At 70.6% G+C, this 15,899-nt stretch carries 11 protein-coding genes; 6 read left to right on the top strand and 5 right to left on the bottom strand.

Annotation, left to right across the window (positions count from 1 at the left end):
* Window positions 1–183: 183 nt before the first annotated feature.
* The 3 genes from OG906_RS17350 to OG906_RS17340 all read right to left on the bottom strand — a co-directional run bounded on the left by OG906_RS17350 (window position 184) and on the right by OG906_RS17340 (window position 3,789).
* Window positions 184–996, bottom strand: coding sequence for a hypothetical protein (locus tag OG906_RS17350; RefSeq protein ID WP_329443857.1), 813 nt, complete (start codon window positions 994–996; stop codon window positions 184–186).
* Between the two features lie 148 nt (window positions 997–1,144).
* A complete protein-coding gene (locus OG906_RS17345; RefSeq protein ID WP_443067460.1) occupies window positions 1,145–2,437 on the bottom strand; it encodes a metallophosphoesterase in 1,293 nt (430 codons plus the stop codon).
* A 236-nt stretch (window positions 2,438–2,673) separates the two neighbouring features.
* Window positions 2,674–3,789, bottom strand: coding sequence for a LacI family DNA-binding transcriptional regulator (locus OG906_RS17340; RefSeq protein WP_053684018.1), 1,116 nt, complete (start codon window positions 3,787–3,789; stop codon window positions 2,674–2,676).
* A 362-nt stretch (window positions 3,790–4,151) separates the two neighbouring features.
* On the opposite strand from OG906_RS17340, the gene hisC reads away from it, so the two are divergent.
* On the top strand, window positions 4,152–5,234 hold the full coding sequence (gene hisC, locus OG906_RS17335; RefSeq protein ID WP_267802104.1) for a histidinol-phosphate transaminase: 1,083 nt from the start codon (window positions 4,152–4,154) through the stop codon (window positions 5,232–5,234).
* A gap of 55 nt (window positions 5,235–5,289) precedes the next feature.
* On the opposite strand, the gene OG906_RS17330 is transcribed toward hisC, so the two are convergent.
* On the bottom strand, window positions 5,290–5,658 hold the full coding sequence (locus OG906_RS17330; protein ID WP_329443852.1) for a cyclophilin-like fold protein: 369 nt from the start codon (window positions 5,656–5,658) through the stop codon (window positions 5,290–5,292).
* Between the two features lie 190 nt (window positions 5,659–5,848).
* Here OG906_RS17330 and OG906_RS17325 point away from each other — a divergent pair, with 190 nt between their 5' ends.
* The 4 genes from OG906_RS17325 to OG906_RS17310 all read left to right on the top strand — a co-directional run bounded on the left by OG906_RS17325 (window position 5,849) and on the right by OG906_RS17310 (window position 13,790).
* A complete protein-coding gene (locus tag OG906_RS17325; protein ID WP_329443849.1) occupies window positions 5,849–7,354 on the top strand; it encodes a cytochrome ubiquinol oxidase subunit I in 1,506 nt (501 codons plus the stop codon).
* A gap of 18 nt (window positions 7,355–7,372) precedes the next feature.
* Entirely contained in the window at window positions 7,373–8,374 is a 1,002-nt protein-coding gene (gene cydB, locus OG906_RS17320; protein ID WP_329443847.1) for a cytochrome d ubiquinol oxidase subunit II, read from the top strand.
* A 74-nt stretch (window positions 8,375–8,448) separates the two neighbouring features.
* A complete protein-coding gene (cydD, locus tag OG906_RS17315; RefSeq protein WP_329443845.1) occupies window positions 8,449–12,039 on the top strand; it encodes a thiol reductant ABC exporter subunit CydD in 3,591 nt (1,196 codons plus the stop codon).
* A gap of 14 nt (window positions 12,040–12,053) precedes the next feature.
* Window positions 12,054–13,790, top strand: coding sequence for a GAF domain-containing sensor histidine kinase (locus OG906_RS17310; RefSeq protein ID WP_329443843.1), 1,737 nt, complete (start codon window positions 12,054–12,056; stop codon window positions 13,788–13,790).
* A 101-nt stretch (window positions 13,791–13,891) separates the two neighbouring features.
* On the opposite strand, the gene OG906_RS17305 is transcribed toward OG906_RS17310, so the two are convergent.
* A complete protein-coding gene (locus OG906_RS17305; protein WP_329443841.1) occupies window positions 13,892–14,767 on the bottom strand; it encodes a Cof-type HAD-IIB family hydrolase in 876 nt (291 codons plus the stop codon).
* A gap of 171 nt (window positions 14,768–14,938) precedes the next feature.
* Here OG906_RS17305 and OG906_RS17300 point away from each other — a divergent pair, with 171 nt between their 5' ends.
* Window positions 14,939–15,841 (top strand): LLM class flavin-dependent oxidoreductase, encoded by a 903-nt coding sequence (locus tag OG906_RS17300; protein WP_329443839.1) that lies wholly within the window; start codon window positions 14,939–14,941, stop codon window positions 15,839–15,841.
* The last annotated feature ends 58 nt before the right edge of the window (window positions 15,842–15,899 follow it).

The raw sequence follows: 15,899 nt of genomic DNA, 5'->3' as shown, positions 1-15,899 counted from the left end.
GGTCTGCCGTCGACAGGTCTCCGGCAGATCGGGCATGGCGAGGAGCCGGTCACAGGCGAGGAGGAGGTCTCGCGGGGCCGTGGGACGGCACGCCGGTGCGCGGCCCGGGTGGACCCCGGAGGCACGGCCAAGTGGCGGCGCCCGATGGGCCGTTCCGCCCCACGTGGGCGGCCTCCGATCAGGTCACTCCGATTCGTGGTCCGGGCCTCCGAAGTCCGGGCTGGTGAAGTCCGGCGGCGAGTAGCCGGGCCGGGTGGCCCCGCCGGAGGTGCCGGGACTCGTGAAGTCCGGTGCGGTGTAACCCAGGTTGGGCATCCGGCTGGACGGAAGACGTCGGACGGGCGAGCCCGGGCGTGTGCTCGGATCGGCCAGGGCGTCTCGCAGGAACGGCATGATGCCCCGTTCCAGCAGGGCGTTGCGCCAGGCTTCCCGTGCGCGGGAGAGCTCGTCGGGTATCGCCGCGGTCTCCTCGGCCGCCACCTCGGTGGAGCTGTTGCGGATCGCGGTCACCAACAGCCCGATCACCGCGAACAGCAGTGCGGCCACGGTGAGGGCGCCGAACAGCCAACCCGCCGTCAGCATCGTTTTGGCGAAGGCGGGTTCGGGATCGAGCATCTTGAGGCTGTAGCCCACCAGCAGGAAGATCAGCATGGCGGTGCCGGCCAAGACGGGCGCGAGGACGGCCACGATGGCGCTCACTCCCGCCCCGCCGTCCTGCCCGTCGCCTTGGTGCTCTCCGCCCCTTCCCGAGGCCGTCAGGGCCTCGTCGCGCAGGTCCTCGCGGACCTTCACGAAGTGGTCGTACTCGGCGGCGGCCGCCGCCGTCAGGATCGCGCTGGCGCCCATGGCCATGGTGCGCAACTGTTCGGCGTTCAGTCGTTCGCCCAGGGCGGCGAGTTCGGGCCGTTCGTTCGCTGTGCGCAGCGCCTCGTCGAGGAGCCGATCGAACTCCGGTCGGTCTTCGGTGAGCAGGTGCGGAGCGCTGGTCATGTGCATCCCCCGATGCTCCGTACAAGCCGGTATGCCCGCGTAGACCCGGGCGCCGGCACAAACGGAGGAGAGCCTGCTACGGATAGAGCGATGGTAGAGCGACCATGCCACGCCGTGACAGGGGCTTTCCGGAAATACCCCGCTCAGCGAACGCTCAGTCGCGCAGAGGCAGCTGTACGACGAGCAGCTTTCCGGCCATCGTGACCCCGCCGTCCATCGCGATGGCCAGCCTGTCCGCGTACACGTGCGGGCCGTCCACGACCTCGGGGCCCCGCGGCTCGTCGCCGTCCTCGGTGCCCACCTCACCCAGCAGGTACGGGATGGGGCTGTGTCCGTGCACGACGCGGCCACCTCCGTAGGTGCCCAGGAGTTCCCGCACGGCCTGCGGGCCGGTTTCCTCGTCGCGGAAGGCGAACCGCTTGGTGAACTTTCGGAAGAGGTCCCACGTGATGTCTGCGTCGTTGCGGTTGAGCAGCTCGTGGATGGTGTCGTTGACGTCCTCGATGGAGCTGCCGTAGTCGAGGTAGGCGGTGGTGTCGGAGTGCAGCAGCAGGTGCCCGTCCTCCAGGGTGGCCGCGTCGAGCCGCGACATCCACTGGAGGTGCACGTCCTCCAGGCGCTCCATGTCGGTGCGCTGACCGCCGTTGAGCAGCCAGGCGGCCTGGAAGGTGGCGGTGCCGGCGCCGGAGTGGATCGGGGTGTCGCCGAAGCGCTTGGCGCCGATGAGCAGCAGCTCGTGGTTGCCCATGAGGGCCTTGCAGTAGCCGCCCGCGGCGGCGGCCTCGGCGGAGAGCCGCATGACCAGGTCGATGACCCCGATGCCATCGGGTCCCCGGTCGGTGAAGTCCCCGAGGAACCAGAGCCGGGCGTTGCCCGCGGACCACCGTCGGTCGGCGTCGATGAGGTTCTGCGCCTGGAGTTCGGTGACGAGTTCGTCCAGGTAGCCGTGTACGTCGCCCACGACGTACAGCGGGCCGGGCCCGGGCGCCGCGGTCTCCTGGGGGACGTAGTGGACCTGGACCGTGTCGCCGGGGCCGCCCTGTGCGCCCCGGCCGATGACGGGCAGGTCGCGCTGTGTGGGCGTGTACCCCTCGGGGGCCTCGTCCTCGGCCGGCGAGGCCGCGTCCGGCACGTCCGACGCGACGGGCGCGAGGCCCGGGTACGCGCCGACGACCCTTTGGTGGGGCACGTGTTCGACCTCCGGGCGCACCGCGACGCGGTCCGTCGGGTGGGTGCCGGGCTCCGTCCGGTACTCGGGCAGCCCGTGTCCGGGCGCGCCCTCGCCGTAGTACGCGGGGTACTCGCCGTACACCGGCTGCTCGCCGGACAAGCCGACGGCCGCCGCGTACGGGGCGGGTTCGATGACCGGCACGCGGAAGTCTCGCAGCGTGTCCGTCCGCATCGCGGGTCCCTGACCGGCCCCCTGAGTCATCGACCCCTCCACCACCGTCGCGCTGCCGTACACCTGCGGACCCTCTGACCTCCGGTCGGAGGGTCCGTGATGTCGTGCGCCCATCATAGGAATGCGGCTCGCGCTCTGTGACGCACCAGGGGTGGTGAATCCTGGCCGGAGCCGGTCCTTCCTGCCACTTTCTACCGATATCGGTGTGGTTGAAATCTTTGACGGGGCTGTCGACCCCGTCGGTGTGGCGTCCGCCGCCGCCGATTCGACCCGCCGAGCGGTCAGTCCTGGGCAGGTGAGCGGGGCGGGCTGACGGTCGTGCGGGGCTGCCTGCGCTGTGAGGAGGTACGGATGATCAGTTCGGTCGGGACGACCTGTTCGACGGGCCGGCCGGTGTCGACTCCCTCGATCGCGTCGATGAGCAACTGCACGACGGCCGTGCCGATGCGCCGCGGTTTCAGGGAGAGGGTGGTGATCGGCGGTTCGGTGTTCGCGTACACGGTCGATTCGCTGCAGCACACGAGCAACAGGTCCTCGGGGACACGCAGCCCGTAGCGCCGGGCGGCGGCGAGCAGATCGGTGCCGTTGGGGTCGAAGAGCCCGTAGACGGCGTCGGGTCGGTCGGGTCGGGCGAGCAGCCGGTCGGCGGCGACCGCACCCGCGCACGGGTCGTGGGCGGGGTAGGACTCGTAGACGGGGTCTTGGCCGACGCGCTCGCACCAGTTGAGGTAGGCGGTGGTGGAGAGCCGTGTGTAGGTGTCGGTGGTGGTGCCGGTGAGCAACCCGATCCGGCGGGCGCCCGCGGCGGCGAGGTGGTCGAGCAGATTGAGTACGGCGGCCTCGTGGTCGTTGTCGACCCAGGCGGTGACGGGGAGGGACCCGGCCGGTCGGCCGTCGGAGACCACGGGCAGGCCCTGGCGGACGAGCTCGCTGACCACGGGGTCGTGGTCGGAGGGGTCGATCACGACGGTGCCGTCGAGGGCCACGTTGGACCAGACGTCGTGTCGTGAAGTGGCGGGCAGGATGACGAGGGCGTAGCCGCGGGCGAGCGCGGCGGAGGTCGCCGCCCTCGCCATCTCCGCGAAGTACGCGAATTCGGTGAAGGTGAAAGGTTCATCCCCGTACGTGGTCACGGTCAGGCCGATGAGGCCCGACTTGCCCGTGCGGAGGGTTCGGGCGGCGGCGGACGGGCGGTAGCCCAGACGGTCGGCGACCTCGCGAACGTGGCGACGGGTGGCGTCGGGCAGCCGCCCCTTGCCATTGAGCGCGTCGGAGACGGTCGTGATGGAGACGCCCGCCGCGGCGGCCACGTCTCTGATGCCGGCCCGGCCCTGTCGGCCGCCGGTCCGCCGGGTGGTCTCGGTCCGGCTCACCTGATGCTTCCCTGCTGCTGTCATGGCGAGCCGATAGTAGGGCTCGTAGAGGCGGCTGGTCCGGGTGCATATGCACGCGTTGACAGGCACGTTTCTGCATGGTTCGCCACCCTCAATGACCTTGGAAAAGAAGGTTTCTGGTGGCGTGGAGTGAGATGGGAGCTTGTCGGCGGGTACGGGCATGCCAAAACGGGGCGCCGTCCGGTCGGTGGCAACTCACCTGGACGAGGGATGCGCGCCACGGCGCAGGCCACCAGCGCGCGCATATATGCGCGCGCTCCCCCTGTGATCCTGGCGCCCGCCATTCTCGGATCGGCGGAATCCTCATAAGGTGTGCAGCATTGAGTCGACGGCGACGTCGACGGGACGGTCGAGGAGGACCTGCGGTGAGCGAGAAGAGCCCGAGGCTGCGCGCCGAGCTGGACGGCATCCCCACCTACAAGCCGGGCAAGCCCGCGGCCGCGGGTGGACCCGTCGCGTTCAAGTTGTCCTCGAACGAGAATCCGTACCCGCCGCTGCCCGGCGTCCTGGAGACGGCCGTCGCGGCGGCCGGTCGCTTCAACCGCTACCCGGACATGGCCTGCACGGGCCTCGTGAACGAGCTCGCGGAGCGGTTCGGGGTGCCGGTCGAGCACATCGCGACGGGCACCGGCTCGGTCGGGGTGGCGCAGTCGCTGATCCAGTCGACGGCCGGCCCGGGCGACGAGGTCATGTACGCCTGGCGGTCCTTCGAGGCCTACCCGATCATCACGCAGATCTCGGGCGCCACGTCCGTGCAGGTGCCGCTGACCGACGGGGACGTGCACGACCTGGACGCGATGTACGCCGCGATCACCGAGCGGACCCGTCTGATTTTCGTCTGCAACCCCAACAACCCCACCGGTACCGCGGTGCGCCGGGCGGAGCTGGAGCGGTTCCTGGACCGGGTGCCCTCGGACATCCTGGTGGTGCTGGACGAGGCGTACCGCGAGTTCGTGCGTGACACGGACGTGCCGGACGGCATCGAGCTCTACCGCGATCGTCCCAACGTGTGCGTGCTGCGCACGTTCTCCAAGGCCTACGGGCTGGCCGGCCTGCGCGTCGGTTTCGCGGTGGCGCACGAGCCGGTCGCCGCCGCGCTGCGCAAGACGGCGGTCCCGTTCGGCGTCAGCCAGCTCGCACAGGACGCGGCGGTCGCCTCGCTGCGCGCCGAGGACGAGCTGATGGGCCGGGTCGGCGCGCTGGTGGGCGAGCGGGCACGGGTGCACGCCACGCTGCTCGCCCAGGGCTGGACGGTGGTCCCGGAGACGCAGGCCAACTTCGTGTGGCTGCGGCTGGGTGAGCGGACCGCCGAGTTCGCGGCGGCCTGCGAGAAGGCCGGTGTGGTGGTCCGGCCCTTCGCGGGCGAGGGCCTGCGGGTCACGATCGGTGAGACCGAGGCGAACGACCTCTTCCTGCACGCGGCGGAGGCGTTCCTCAAGGAGCTGTAAGAGCCGTAAGGGCTGTACGGGTTTCAGAGAGCGGGCAGGAGCCCGCGGGACTCGACTACGCGAGTTCCACGCGGATGGGGTCGCCGTCGCGGACGGTGGCCAACAGGCGGGGGTCGCCGTCGAACGAGCCGAGGACGTTGCACGGGCTCGCCAGGCGACTCTCGCCTTCGCGTGAGATGGGCGTGGGGCCGTAGGGCAGCGCGAGCGCGTCGCCGTCGGTCCAGAAGGCGACCGTGCCCGGGTCGACCACCTGTCGGGCGTCGTGTTCCAGGGCCACCGAGATGCCGGTGCCGAAGTAGACCTCCTCGCCCCAGGTGTTCGCGGAGGCGGAAATCGGGAGTGCCTCCGCCAGGGCCTTGCTGGTCGGGGTCTCTTCGAGCGTCGCGGTGAGCTGACCCGCAGGCCAGGAGATTCGAATCTTCATGGGCCGCATTCAACAATCTGTTGAATCTGTTGGCTAGAGGGGACCCCGCTCAAGCGTCCGAAAACCACGTGCGCCATAATGCTTGTGAATGTGAACGCGTTCACAAGCGTGTACTGCTTCATCCCGTATTGAGCAGTGCACAACGGACAAACTGCGGCTGTGACCACGGCGACACGAAGGAGACGACGACGTGGACCAAGCTCTGGCGCCAGAGACCCTGGCGCGATGGCAGTTCGGCATCACCACCGTCTATCACTTCCTCTTCGTCCCTCTGACGATCTCGCTCGCCGCGCTGGTCGCGATCTTGCAGACCGCCTGGGTGCGGACCGAGAAGGAGAAGTACCTCAAGGCCACGAAGTTCTGGGGCAAGCTCTTCCTGATCAACATCGCGATGGGCGTCGTCACGGGCATCGTCCAGGAATTCCAGTTCGGCATGAACTGGTCCGACTACTCGCGGTTCGTCGGTGACGTCTTCGGAGCGCCGCTGGCCTTCGAGGCCCTGATCGCCTTCTTCTTCGAGTCCACGTTCATCGGCTTGTGGATCTTCGGGTGGGACAAGCTGCCGAAGAAGATCCACCTGGCCTGCATCTGGATGGTGTCGATCGGCACGATCCTCTCCGCGTACTTCATCCTCGCGGCCAATTCCTGGATGCAGCACCCGGTCGGCTACCGCATCAACGAGAAGACCGGGCGGGCCGAGCTCACCGACTTCCTGCTCGTCCTGACGCAGAACACCGCCCTGGCGCAGGTGTTCCACACCCTCACCGCCGCCCTGCTGACCGGGGGCGCGTTCATGGTGGGCATCGCCGCCTTCCACCTGCTGCGCAAGAAGCACATCCCGGTGATGCGCACCTCGCTGCGGCTGGGCCTGATCGCCGTCGTGGTCGGTGGCCTGCTCACCGCGGTGAGCGGTGACACCCTCGCCAAGATCATGTACAAGCAGCAGCCGATGAAGATGGCGGCCGCCGAGGCGCTGTGGGACGGCGAGAAGGGCGCGCCCTTCTCGATCTTCGCCTACGGCGACGTCGACAAGGGCCACAACAAGGTCGCCATAGAGGTGCCCGGCCTGCTGTCGTTCCTCGCGGACAACACCTTCGACTCCTACGTGCCCGGCATCAACGACGTGAACAAGGCCGAGCAGGAGAAGTACGGGCCCGGCGACTACCGGCCGGAGGTCCCCGTCGCGTACTGGGGCTTCCGCTGGATGATCGGGTTCGGCATGGCGTCCTTCACCATCGGGGCCATCGGTCTCTGGCTGACGCGGCGCAAGTTCATGCTGCCGCCGGCTCTGCGCACCGGTGAGGACGAACGGCCCCATCTGGTGCTGTTCAGGAAGGCGCTGAATCCCCGCTTCACCCGCCTCTACTGGCTCACCGCGATCTGGACGCTCGGCTTCCCGCTGATCGCCAACTCCTGGGGGTGGATCTTCACCGAGATGGGCCGCCAGCCGTGGGTGGTCTACGGGGTCCTGCGCACCCGTGACGCCGTCTCCCCCAGCGTCTCGCAGGGCGAGGTCATCACGTCGATGCTCGTCTTCACGGCCCTCTACGCGGTGCTCGCCGTGATCGAGGTCAAGCTGCTCGTGAAGTACGTCAAGACGGGCCCGCCCGAACTGACGGAAGCCGACCTGAACCCGCCCACCAAGATCGGCGGGGACGACAAGAACTCCGACCGGCCGATGGCCTTCTCGTACTGAGGCTGAGGAGACCACACCATGCAACTTCAAGACGTCTGGTTCGTGCTCATCGCCGTCCTGTGGATCGGCTACTTCTTCCTGGAGGGCTTCGACTTCGGGATTGGCGTACTCACCAAGCTGCTCGCCCGTGACCGCACGGAGAAGCGGGTCCTGATCAACACGATCGGGCCCGTGTGGGACGGCAACGAGGTCTGGCTGCTCACTGCCGGCGGTGCCACCTTCGCCGCCTTCCCCGAGTGGTACGCGACGCTCTTCTCCGGCTTCTACCTGCCGCTGCTGATCATCCTTGTCTGCCTCATCGTCCGCGGCGTCGCCTTCGAGTACCGCCACAAGCGTCCCGAGGACAAGTGGCAGACCAACTGGGAACACGCGATCTTCTGGACCTCGCTGATTCCCGCGTTCCTGTGGGGCGTGGCCTTCGCCAACATCGTGCGCGGCGTGAAGATCGACCAGCACAAGGAGTACGTCGGTACCTTCCTCGACCTGCTCAACGGGTATGCGATCCTCGGCGGCCTGGTCACCCTCGCCTTGTTCACCTTCCACGGCGCGGTGTTCGCCTCGCTCAAGACCGTCGGTGACATCCGGGACCGCTCGCGGAGCCTGGCGACCCGGCTGGGTGTGGTCACCGCCGTGCTGGCCCTGGTCTTCCTGACCTGGACCCAGGTCTCGCGGGGTGACGGCAAGAGCCTGATCGCCATGGCCGTCGCGGTCGTGGCGCTGCTCGCGGCGCTCGGCTTCAACCTGGCCGGCCGTGAGGGATGGTCGTTCGCCCTGTCGGGGGTCACCATCGCCTCCGCCGTCGCGATGCTCTTCCTGACGCTCTTCCCGAACGTCATGCCGTCCTCGTTGAACGACGCCTGGAGCCTCACCGTCGACAACGCCTCGTCCACCCCGTACACCCTGAAGATCATGACCTGGCTCGCGGTGGTGGCCACCCCGGTCGTCGTCCTCTACCAGGGCTGGACCTACTGGGTGTTCCGCAAGCGCATCGGTACGCAGCACATCGTTGACGCGCACTGAGTCGCTGACCGTCCCGGGCTCTTCGATCCGGGGACAGCCCGTGCCTGCCTGACCCTGCCGAGGGGATGTTTCACGTGAAACCGATCGACCCGCGTCTGCTGCGGTACGCCCGCTCCACCCGTCTCTTCCTGGGCGCGGTGGTGGCCCTCGGGCTGGCCGGGGCGGGGCTGGTCGTCGGTCAGGCGATGCTCATCGCCGAGATCGTGGTCGGTGCCTTCGAGAAGGGACTGGACGGTGAGGCGCTCCGGACGCCACTGCTGCTGCTCGCGGCGGTGGCGCTGGGGCGCGGGCTGATCGCCTGGCTCACGGAGCTGGCCGCACACCGGGCCAGTGCGGCGGTCAAGTCCGAACTGCGGGGGCGACTGCTGGACCGGGCGGCCGACCTGGGGCCCGGATGGCTGAGCGGGCAGCGCACGGGATCGCTGGTGGCGCTGGCCACCCGGGGCGTGGACGCCCTCGACGACTACTTCTCCCGCTACCTGCCCCAACTGGGGCTCGCGATCGTCGTGCCGGTGGCGGTGCTCGCGCGGATCGTCACCGAGGACTGGGTGTCGGCGGCCATCATCGTCGTCACCCTGCCTCTGATCCCGCTGTTCATGATCCTCATCGGCATGGCCACCCAGTCCCGGATGGACCGCCAGTGGCGGCTGCTCTCGCGGCTGTCGGGGCATTTCCTGGACGTGGTGGAGGGGCTTGCGACCCTGAAGGTCTTCGGTCGGGCCAAGGCCCAGACCGAGTCGATCCGCAAGATCACCGACGACTACCGCCAGGCCACGATGCGGACGCTGCGCATCGCCTTCCTCTCCTCCTTCGCCCTGGAACTCCTCGCCACACTGTCGGTGGCCTTGGTGGCCGTGACCATCGGCATGCGGCTCGTGCACGGGGACCTCGACCTGTACACCGGACTCGTCATCCTGATCCTGGCTCCGGAGGCCTATCTGCCGCTGCGCCAGGTGGGTGCGCAGTACCACGCGGCGGCCGAGGGGCTGGCGGCGGCCGAGGAGATCTTCGAGGTCCTGGAGACCCCGGTCGCACGGAGCGGCGGTTCGGTCGTCCCGTCGGCCGGCGCCCCGCTTCGCATCGCGCTGGACGGTGTGGCCGTCCGGTACGAGGGCCGGGGCGAGGACTCGCCCGGACCGGTGTCGCTGGTCGTCGAACCGGGCGAGTGCGTGGCCCTCACCGGGCCGAGCGGCGCGGGCAAGTCCACGCTGTTGCAGGTACTGCTGGGATTCGTGGAGCCGACCGCCGGGCGGGTGTCCGTCGCGGGCGTGGACCTGGCCGATCTGGCGCCCGAGCAGTGGCGGGAGCGGATCGCGTGGGTGCCGCAGCGGCCGCACCTGTTCGCGGGGACGATCGCGGAGAACGTGCGACTGGCCCGGCCGGACGCGTCCGACGACGCCGTCGCCGAAGCCCTCGCGGACGCCGGGGCACGGGAGTTCGTGAGCGCGCTGCCCCGTGGCGCGGACACGGTACTGGGCGAGGGCGGGGTGGGGCTGTCCGCCGGCCAGCGCCAGCGCCTGGCACTGGCCCGGGCCTTCCTGGCGGATCGCCCCGTACTGCTGCTGGACGAGCCGACCGCCGCGTTGGACGGGGAGACCGAGGCCGCCGTCGTCGAGGCCGTACGGAGGCTCGCGGTCGGGCGGACCGTCCTGCTGGTGGTGCACCGGCCGGCGCTGCTGGCCGTCGCGGACCGTGTCGTGGCCGTGGGGGCGGGTCCGGCGAGCGCCTTCCCCGCGGCGGGCCCGGCCGCGCCCACGCGCGCAGGGATCCCGCAGGGAACGGGACGGGTTCGGGACACGGAGACCGGGCCCGCCGATCCCGGGGAGTGGATCCTCGGCCCCGCTTCCGAGGGCGCCGCGAAGGAAGCGGGCACCGACGCGGGGGGCCGCGATCCGCTCCGGCGGGTGCGCGAGGTGGCCGCGGCCTGGCAGGGACGGTTCCGGCTCGGGCTGCTGCTCGGCGCGCTGGCCGTCGGGTGCGGCGTCGGCCTGATGGCCGTCTCCGGATGGCTGATCTCGCGGGCCTCGGAGCAACCGCCGGTCCTCTACTTGATGATGGCGGTCACGGCCACCCGTGCCTTCGGCATCGGGCGGGCCGTCTTCCGCTACGCCGAGCGGCTCGTGTCGCACGACGCCGTCCTGCGGATGCTCGCCGATCTGCGGGTCTCCGTGTTCCGGCGACTGGAGCGGATCGCCCCGGCCGGACTGCGCGAACAGCGGCGCGGGGATCTCCTGTCCCGCCTGGTGGCCGACGCGGACGCCCTCCAGGACTACTGGTTGCGCTGGCTCCTCCCCGTCGGCGCGGCCGTGCTCGTCGGCACCGGCTCGGTGGCCTTCACCGCCTGGCTGCTGCCCGAAGCCGGGGCCGCGCTCGCCGTCGGCCTGCTCGCGGCCGGTGTCGGTGTGCCCCTGGTCAGCGGCGCCGTCGCACGCCGTGCCGAACGCCGGCTGGCGCCCGCCCGGGGCCGGCTCGCCACCCGGGTGGCGGATCTGCTGACCGGTACCGCCGAGCTGACCGTGGCCGGCGCGCTGGAGGGGCGGAAGGCCGCCGTGCGCGCGAGCGACCGGGGGCTGACCGACATCGCCTCCCGGGGCGCCGCCGCGACCGGGCTCGGCAGCGGGCTGTCCGCCCTGGTGTGTGGCCTGACCGTGGTGGTCGCCGCCCTTTTCGGTGCGAACGCCGTGGTCGACGGCCGGCTGCCCGGGGTGACGATGGCGGTGGTCGTGCTGACCCCGTTGGCCGCCTTCGAGGCCGTCACCGGACTTCCGCTCGCGGTGCAGTACCGCCAGCGGGTGCGCCGCAGTGCCGAGCGGGTCTACGAGGTCATCGACGCGCCGGTTCCGGTCGCCGAACCGGAGCGGCCGCACGCGATGCTCACCTCGCTTTTCCCCCTGCGGGTGGCGGGGCTCACCGCCCGGCACCCCGGCCAGGAGCGGGACGCCTTGGAGGGGCTCGACCTGACGCTGGAGGCCGGCCGACGGGTCGCGGTCGTCGGGCCGTCGGGCTCGGGCAAGACCACGCTGGCACAGATCCTGCTGCGCTTCCTGGACCAGCGTCAGGGCTCGTACACCGTGGGCGGGGTCGACACGCGCTCGCTCGACGGCGACGACGTGAGGCGGATCGTGGGCCTGTGTGCCCAGGACGCGCACATCTTCGACAGCTCGGTACGGGAGAACCTGCGCCTGGCCCGCACCGACGCGACCGAGGCGCAGCTGAGGCAGGCGCTCGCCGCGGCCCGGCTGCTGGAGTGGGCCGACGGGCTTCCCGACGGCCTGGACACCCTCGTCGGTGAGCACGGGGAGCGGATCTCCGGCGGTCAGCGCCAACGGTTGGCCCTGGCGCGGGCGCTGCTCGCGGACTTCCCCGTCCTGGTCCTGGACGAGCCGGCCGAGCACCTCGACCTGGCGACGGCGGACGCGCTGACCGCAGACCTGTTGGCGGCCACCGAGGGCCGGACCACGGTGCTGATCACACACCGGCTGGCCGGCCTGGAAGCGGTGGACGAGGTGCTCGTCCTGGATCGGGGCGCCGTCGTACAGCGTGGCGGGTACGAGGAGCTGGCCGTCATCGAGGGCCCACTGCGGCGGCTTCTGGAGCGGGAACGGGAGGCGGACGGACTGCCGGCCGGGAACCGCAGGCCGACTTTCCCCAATAAAGGGGACTAACTAGGCTCAAGGTCATGTCAGTGCAGGAGTCTCAGGAACCACCGGAACCATCACGGGGAACACCGGACCCGCTGGAGGCCGCCACCCAGGCCACCAGGAGTCTGCAGGGCCTCTCCACCGAGCTCACCGCCCGGGTGCCGCAACTGCTGGAGGCCATGCGCTCGGTCGGTACGGGCCTTGAACTGCACTCCACCCTCGACCGCATCTGCGAGACGGCCGCCGAGCTGGCGGACGCCCGGTATGCGGCGATCGGCGTCGTCGACACCGAGGGCCGCGGGCTCTCGGACTTCGTCACCTTCGGCATCAGCGCCGAGACGGCACGGAGGATCGGCCACCGTCCCGACGGGAAGCGGGGCCTGCTCGGCGCGCTCATCTCCCACCCGGACACCGTGCAGCTCGCCGATCTCACGAAGGATCCCCGGTCGTCGGGCTTCCCGGCCCATCACCCGCCCATGAAGACCTTCCTCGGCGTCCCGGTCCGGGTGCAGGGGGAGATCTTCGGCAATCTGTACCTCGCCGAGAAGAACGGCGGCGGCGAGTTCAACGACTACGACGTGCACATGGTCCGCGTGCTGGCCACCGAGGCGGGCATCGCCATCGGCAACGCCCGGCTGTACGAGGCCGCCACCCAGCGCGAGCGGTGGATCGACGGCTCGGTGGCCGTCACCACGGCCCTGTTGTCCGGCGGGGACGCGGACGACGCCCTTGCCGTCGTGGCCGAGCAGGCCCGCCGGTTGGCCGACTCCTCGGCCGGGATCGTGCTGCTGCCGGCCGAGGACGGCGGGATGGAGATCGTCGCCGTGTCCGCCGAGAACCCGGCGACCTCGCTCGGTGTCGTCATCCCCGCCGAGAGCCCGGTCGTGGACAAGCTGCTGCGGGGCGAGCCCGTCTTCGTGGACGACGCCGCCTCCGACCCCCGCATGATCAGCAAGCTGACCAGCCAGTACGGGCCCTGCATGATGCTGCCGCTGCACAGCGGCGGACGGGTGCTCGGGGCCCTGGTCACCCCGCGGGCGCGCGGCAAGCGGCCCTTCACCGAGTCCGAGCGGACCCTGGCGACCCAGTTCGCCTCCCAGGCCGCCCTCGCGTTGATGATGGCCGAGGCCCAGCGCGACCGGGAGCGGCTCGCGGTGTTCGAGGACCGCGACCGCATCGCCCGTGATCTGCACGACCTGGTAATCCAGCGGCTGTTCGCCACCGGAATGATGTTGGAGGGCGCGCAGCGCCGGTCCGTCGTCCCGGAGGTCAGCGACGGCGTCGGCAAGGCCGTGGACGAGCTGGACGTCACGATCCAGGAGATCCGCACCGCGATCTTCGCCCTCCAGCAGGGCCCGGCGGAAGCCCCTTCGGGATTGCGCACCCGGGTACTGCGAGAGATCAACATGGCCGCCGTCCCCCTCGGCTTCAAGCCGGCCCACCGCTTCCTCGGCCCGATCGACGCGGTCGTGGGGGAACTGGTCGGCAAGAACCTGATCGCGGCGCTCCGCGAGGCGCTGTCGAACGCGTTCCGGCACTCCGAGGCGTCCCGGATCGAAGTGGTCCTGGACTCCACCATCCACCTGACCGACGGCCGACCCGGAGTCCGGTTGGAGGTAGCGGACGACGGGGTGGGCATCGCCGAGGGCGGCCGCCGCAGCGGGCTGCGGAACCTGCGCCGCCGGGCCGAGTCGCTGGGCGGGTCGAGCTCGTACGGCCCGGGAATCGGCGAGGACGGCGGCGGGACCACCCTGGTCTGGGAGGCCCCGCTCTGAGTGTCCGGGCGCCGGCCCCGCCGCCCCGAGGCAGCCCGGGGCCGACTGCTCCGGGCCCGGTTGCTCCGGTCGCTAGGGGCCCGGCTGCCTCGCTTGTCTTCCTACGCGCCGCGTTCGGTCAGGATGCGCTCGATGACGAGGGCGACCCCGTCCTCGTTGTTGGCGACCGTACGGCCGGACGCGGCCGCGATCACGTCCGGATGGGCGTTGCCCATGGCGTACGAGGTACCTGCCCAGCTGAGCATTTCCACGTCGTTCGGCATGTCACCGAAGGCGACCACCTCGGCGGGGGAGATCCCGCGCTCGGCACAACACAGCGCCAGGGTACTGGCCTTGGAGACGCCGAGCCCGCTGATCTCCAGCAGGGCGGTCGGGCTGGAGCGGGTGATCGACGCGTACACGCCGGCGACGGAACGGGCCAGGAACAGGAACTCGTCAGGTGCCAGTTCCGCATGGTGCGCGAGCAGCTTCAGCACGGGTGTGGCGCTGTCGTCCAACTCCTCGTGCAGCAGCTTCTCGGCGGTGGCCACCGTGGCACCCGGGTCCTGGAAGAACGGCGGGTACGCCGGCTCGTAATTGATCCCGGTGGTGCGTTCCACGGCGAAGGTCGTACCGGGAGCGGCGGCCCGCAGGGCGTCCACGACCGTGAGCGCGGTGGCCCGAGGGAGCCCCCGGACCTGTACGAACTCGCGGCCGGCGTGCAGGTCGACCACGGCCGCGCCGTTCGCGCAGATCGCCAGCCCGTGGCCGTGGACATGGTCACTGACCACGCCCATCCAGCGGGCCGGGCGTCCGGTCACGAAGAAGACCTCGATGCCGGCCTCCTCGGCGGCGGCGAGGGCGGCGACGGTGCGGGGCGAGACGGTCTTGTCGTCGCGCAGCAGGGTGCCGTCGAGGTCGGTGGCGATGAGCCGGGGAGTGGGGATTGGCCCGTCCGGGCGCTGGGGAGCCGAGGTCACGGTTCCATCTTCGCCCATGGGTCCATGGCACTGGACCAAGATCGGCCGGCCTGCCGTGTGGGATTCCCGCTGCTTCGCCGTGCCGCCGCGGGTCCCGGGCGATGTTTCACGTGAAACCGAGACCGGGCGCAGGCGGCGGCCGCGAATGTTTCACGTGAAACACGCGGGCACCGCCTTAGGCTCGCCTGTATGAGTCTGCGTCTGAGCACTGTGATTCTCCCCGTCCGACCGTGGCACGAAGGAGGCCGCGACCAGTGGTCGCGGGCCGAGGAGCTCGGGTTCCACACCGCCTACACCTACGACCACCTCACCTGGCGGACCTTCCGTGACGGCCCCTGGTACGGCGCGATCCCCACCCTGACCGCGGCGGCCTGTGCCACCGAGCGGATCCGGTTGGGCACGCTCGTCACCTCGCCGAACTTCCGACACCCGGTGACCCTGGCCAAGGACCTCATGTCCCTGGACGACATCTCCGGCGGGCGCGTCACCCTCGGCATCGGGGCGGGCGGCAACGGCTTCGACGCGACCGCGCTGGGCCAGGAACCGTGGACCCCGCGCGAGAGGGCCGACCGCTTCGCCGAGTTCGTGCCGCTCCTGGACCGGCTGCTGACGGAGGGCGCGGTGACCGAGGACGGTGCCTTCTACTCCGCCGTGGAGGCCCGCAACATCCCCGGATGCGTTCAGCGGCCGAGGCTGCCGTTCGCGGTCGCGGCGACCGGACCCCGCGGCATGAAGGTCGTGGCGCGACACGGCCAGGCCTGGGTGACGGCGGGCGATCCGAAGGTCTTCGAGGGGACTCCGGAGCAGTCGCTGGAGGCCCTGCGCGGGCAGCTCGGCAAGCTGGAGAAGGCCTGTGTGGAGATCGAGCGCGACTTCGGGGCGATGGAGAAGGTCCTGCTGACGGGCTTCACCCCGGAGCGCGGCACGCTGCTGGAGTCCGTGGACGCGTTCGTCGACTTCGCCGGCCGCCATCAGGAGCTCGGCTTCACGGAACTGGTCGTCCACGCACCGATTCCGAACTCCGACTTCGCCGCCGACGAGGCCGTGTTCGAGCGCATCGCCACCGAGGCCCTGACCCAGCTCGAAGGCTGAGGCCCCGGGCGGCCCCGGACGCGGGAGCGGTCCCCGCCCCACCGCGATGAAGCGGTGG

It is taken from the genome of Streptomyces sp. NBC_01426 (assembly GCF_036231985.1).
Lineage (GTDB): Bacteria > Actinomycetota > Actinomycetes > Streptomycetales > Streptomycetaceae > Streptomyces.
Note: the sequence above shows the minus strand (reverse complement) of the source record. Positions and strands in the feature narration are given on the sequence as shown.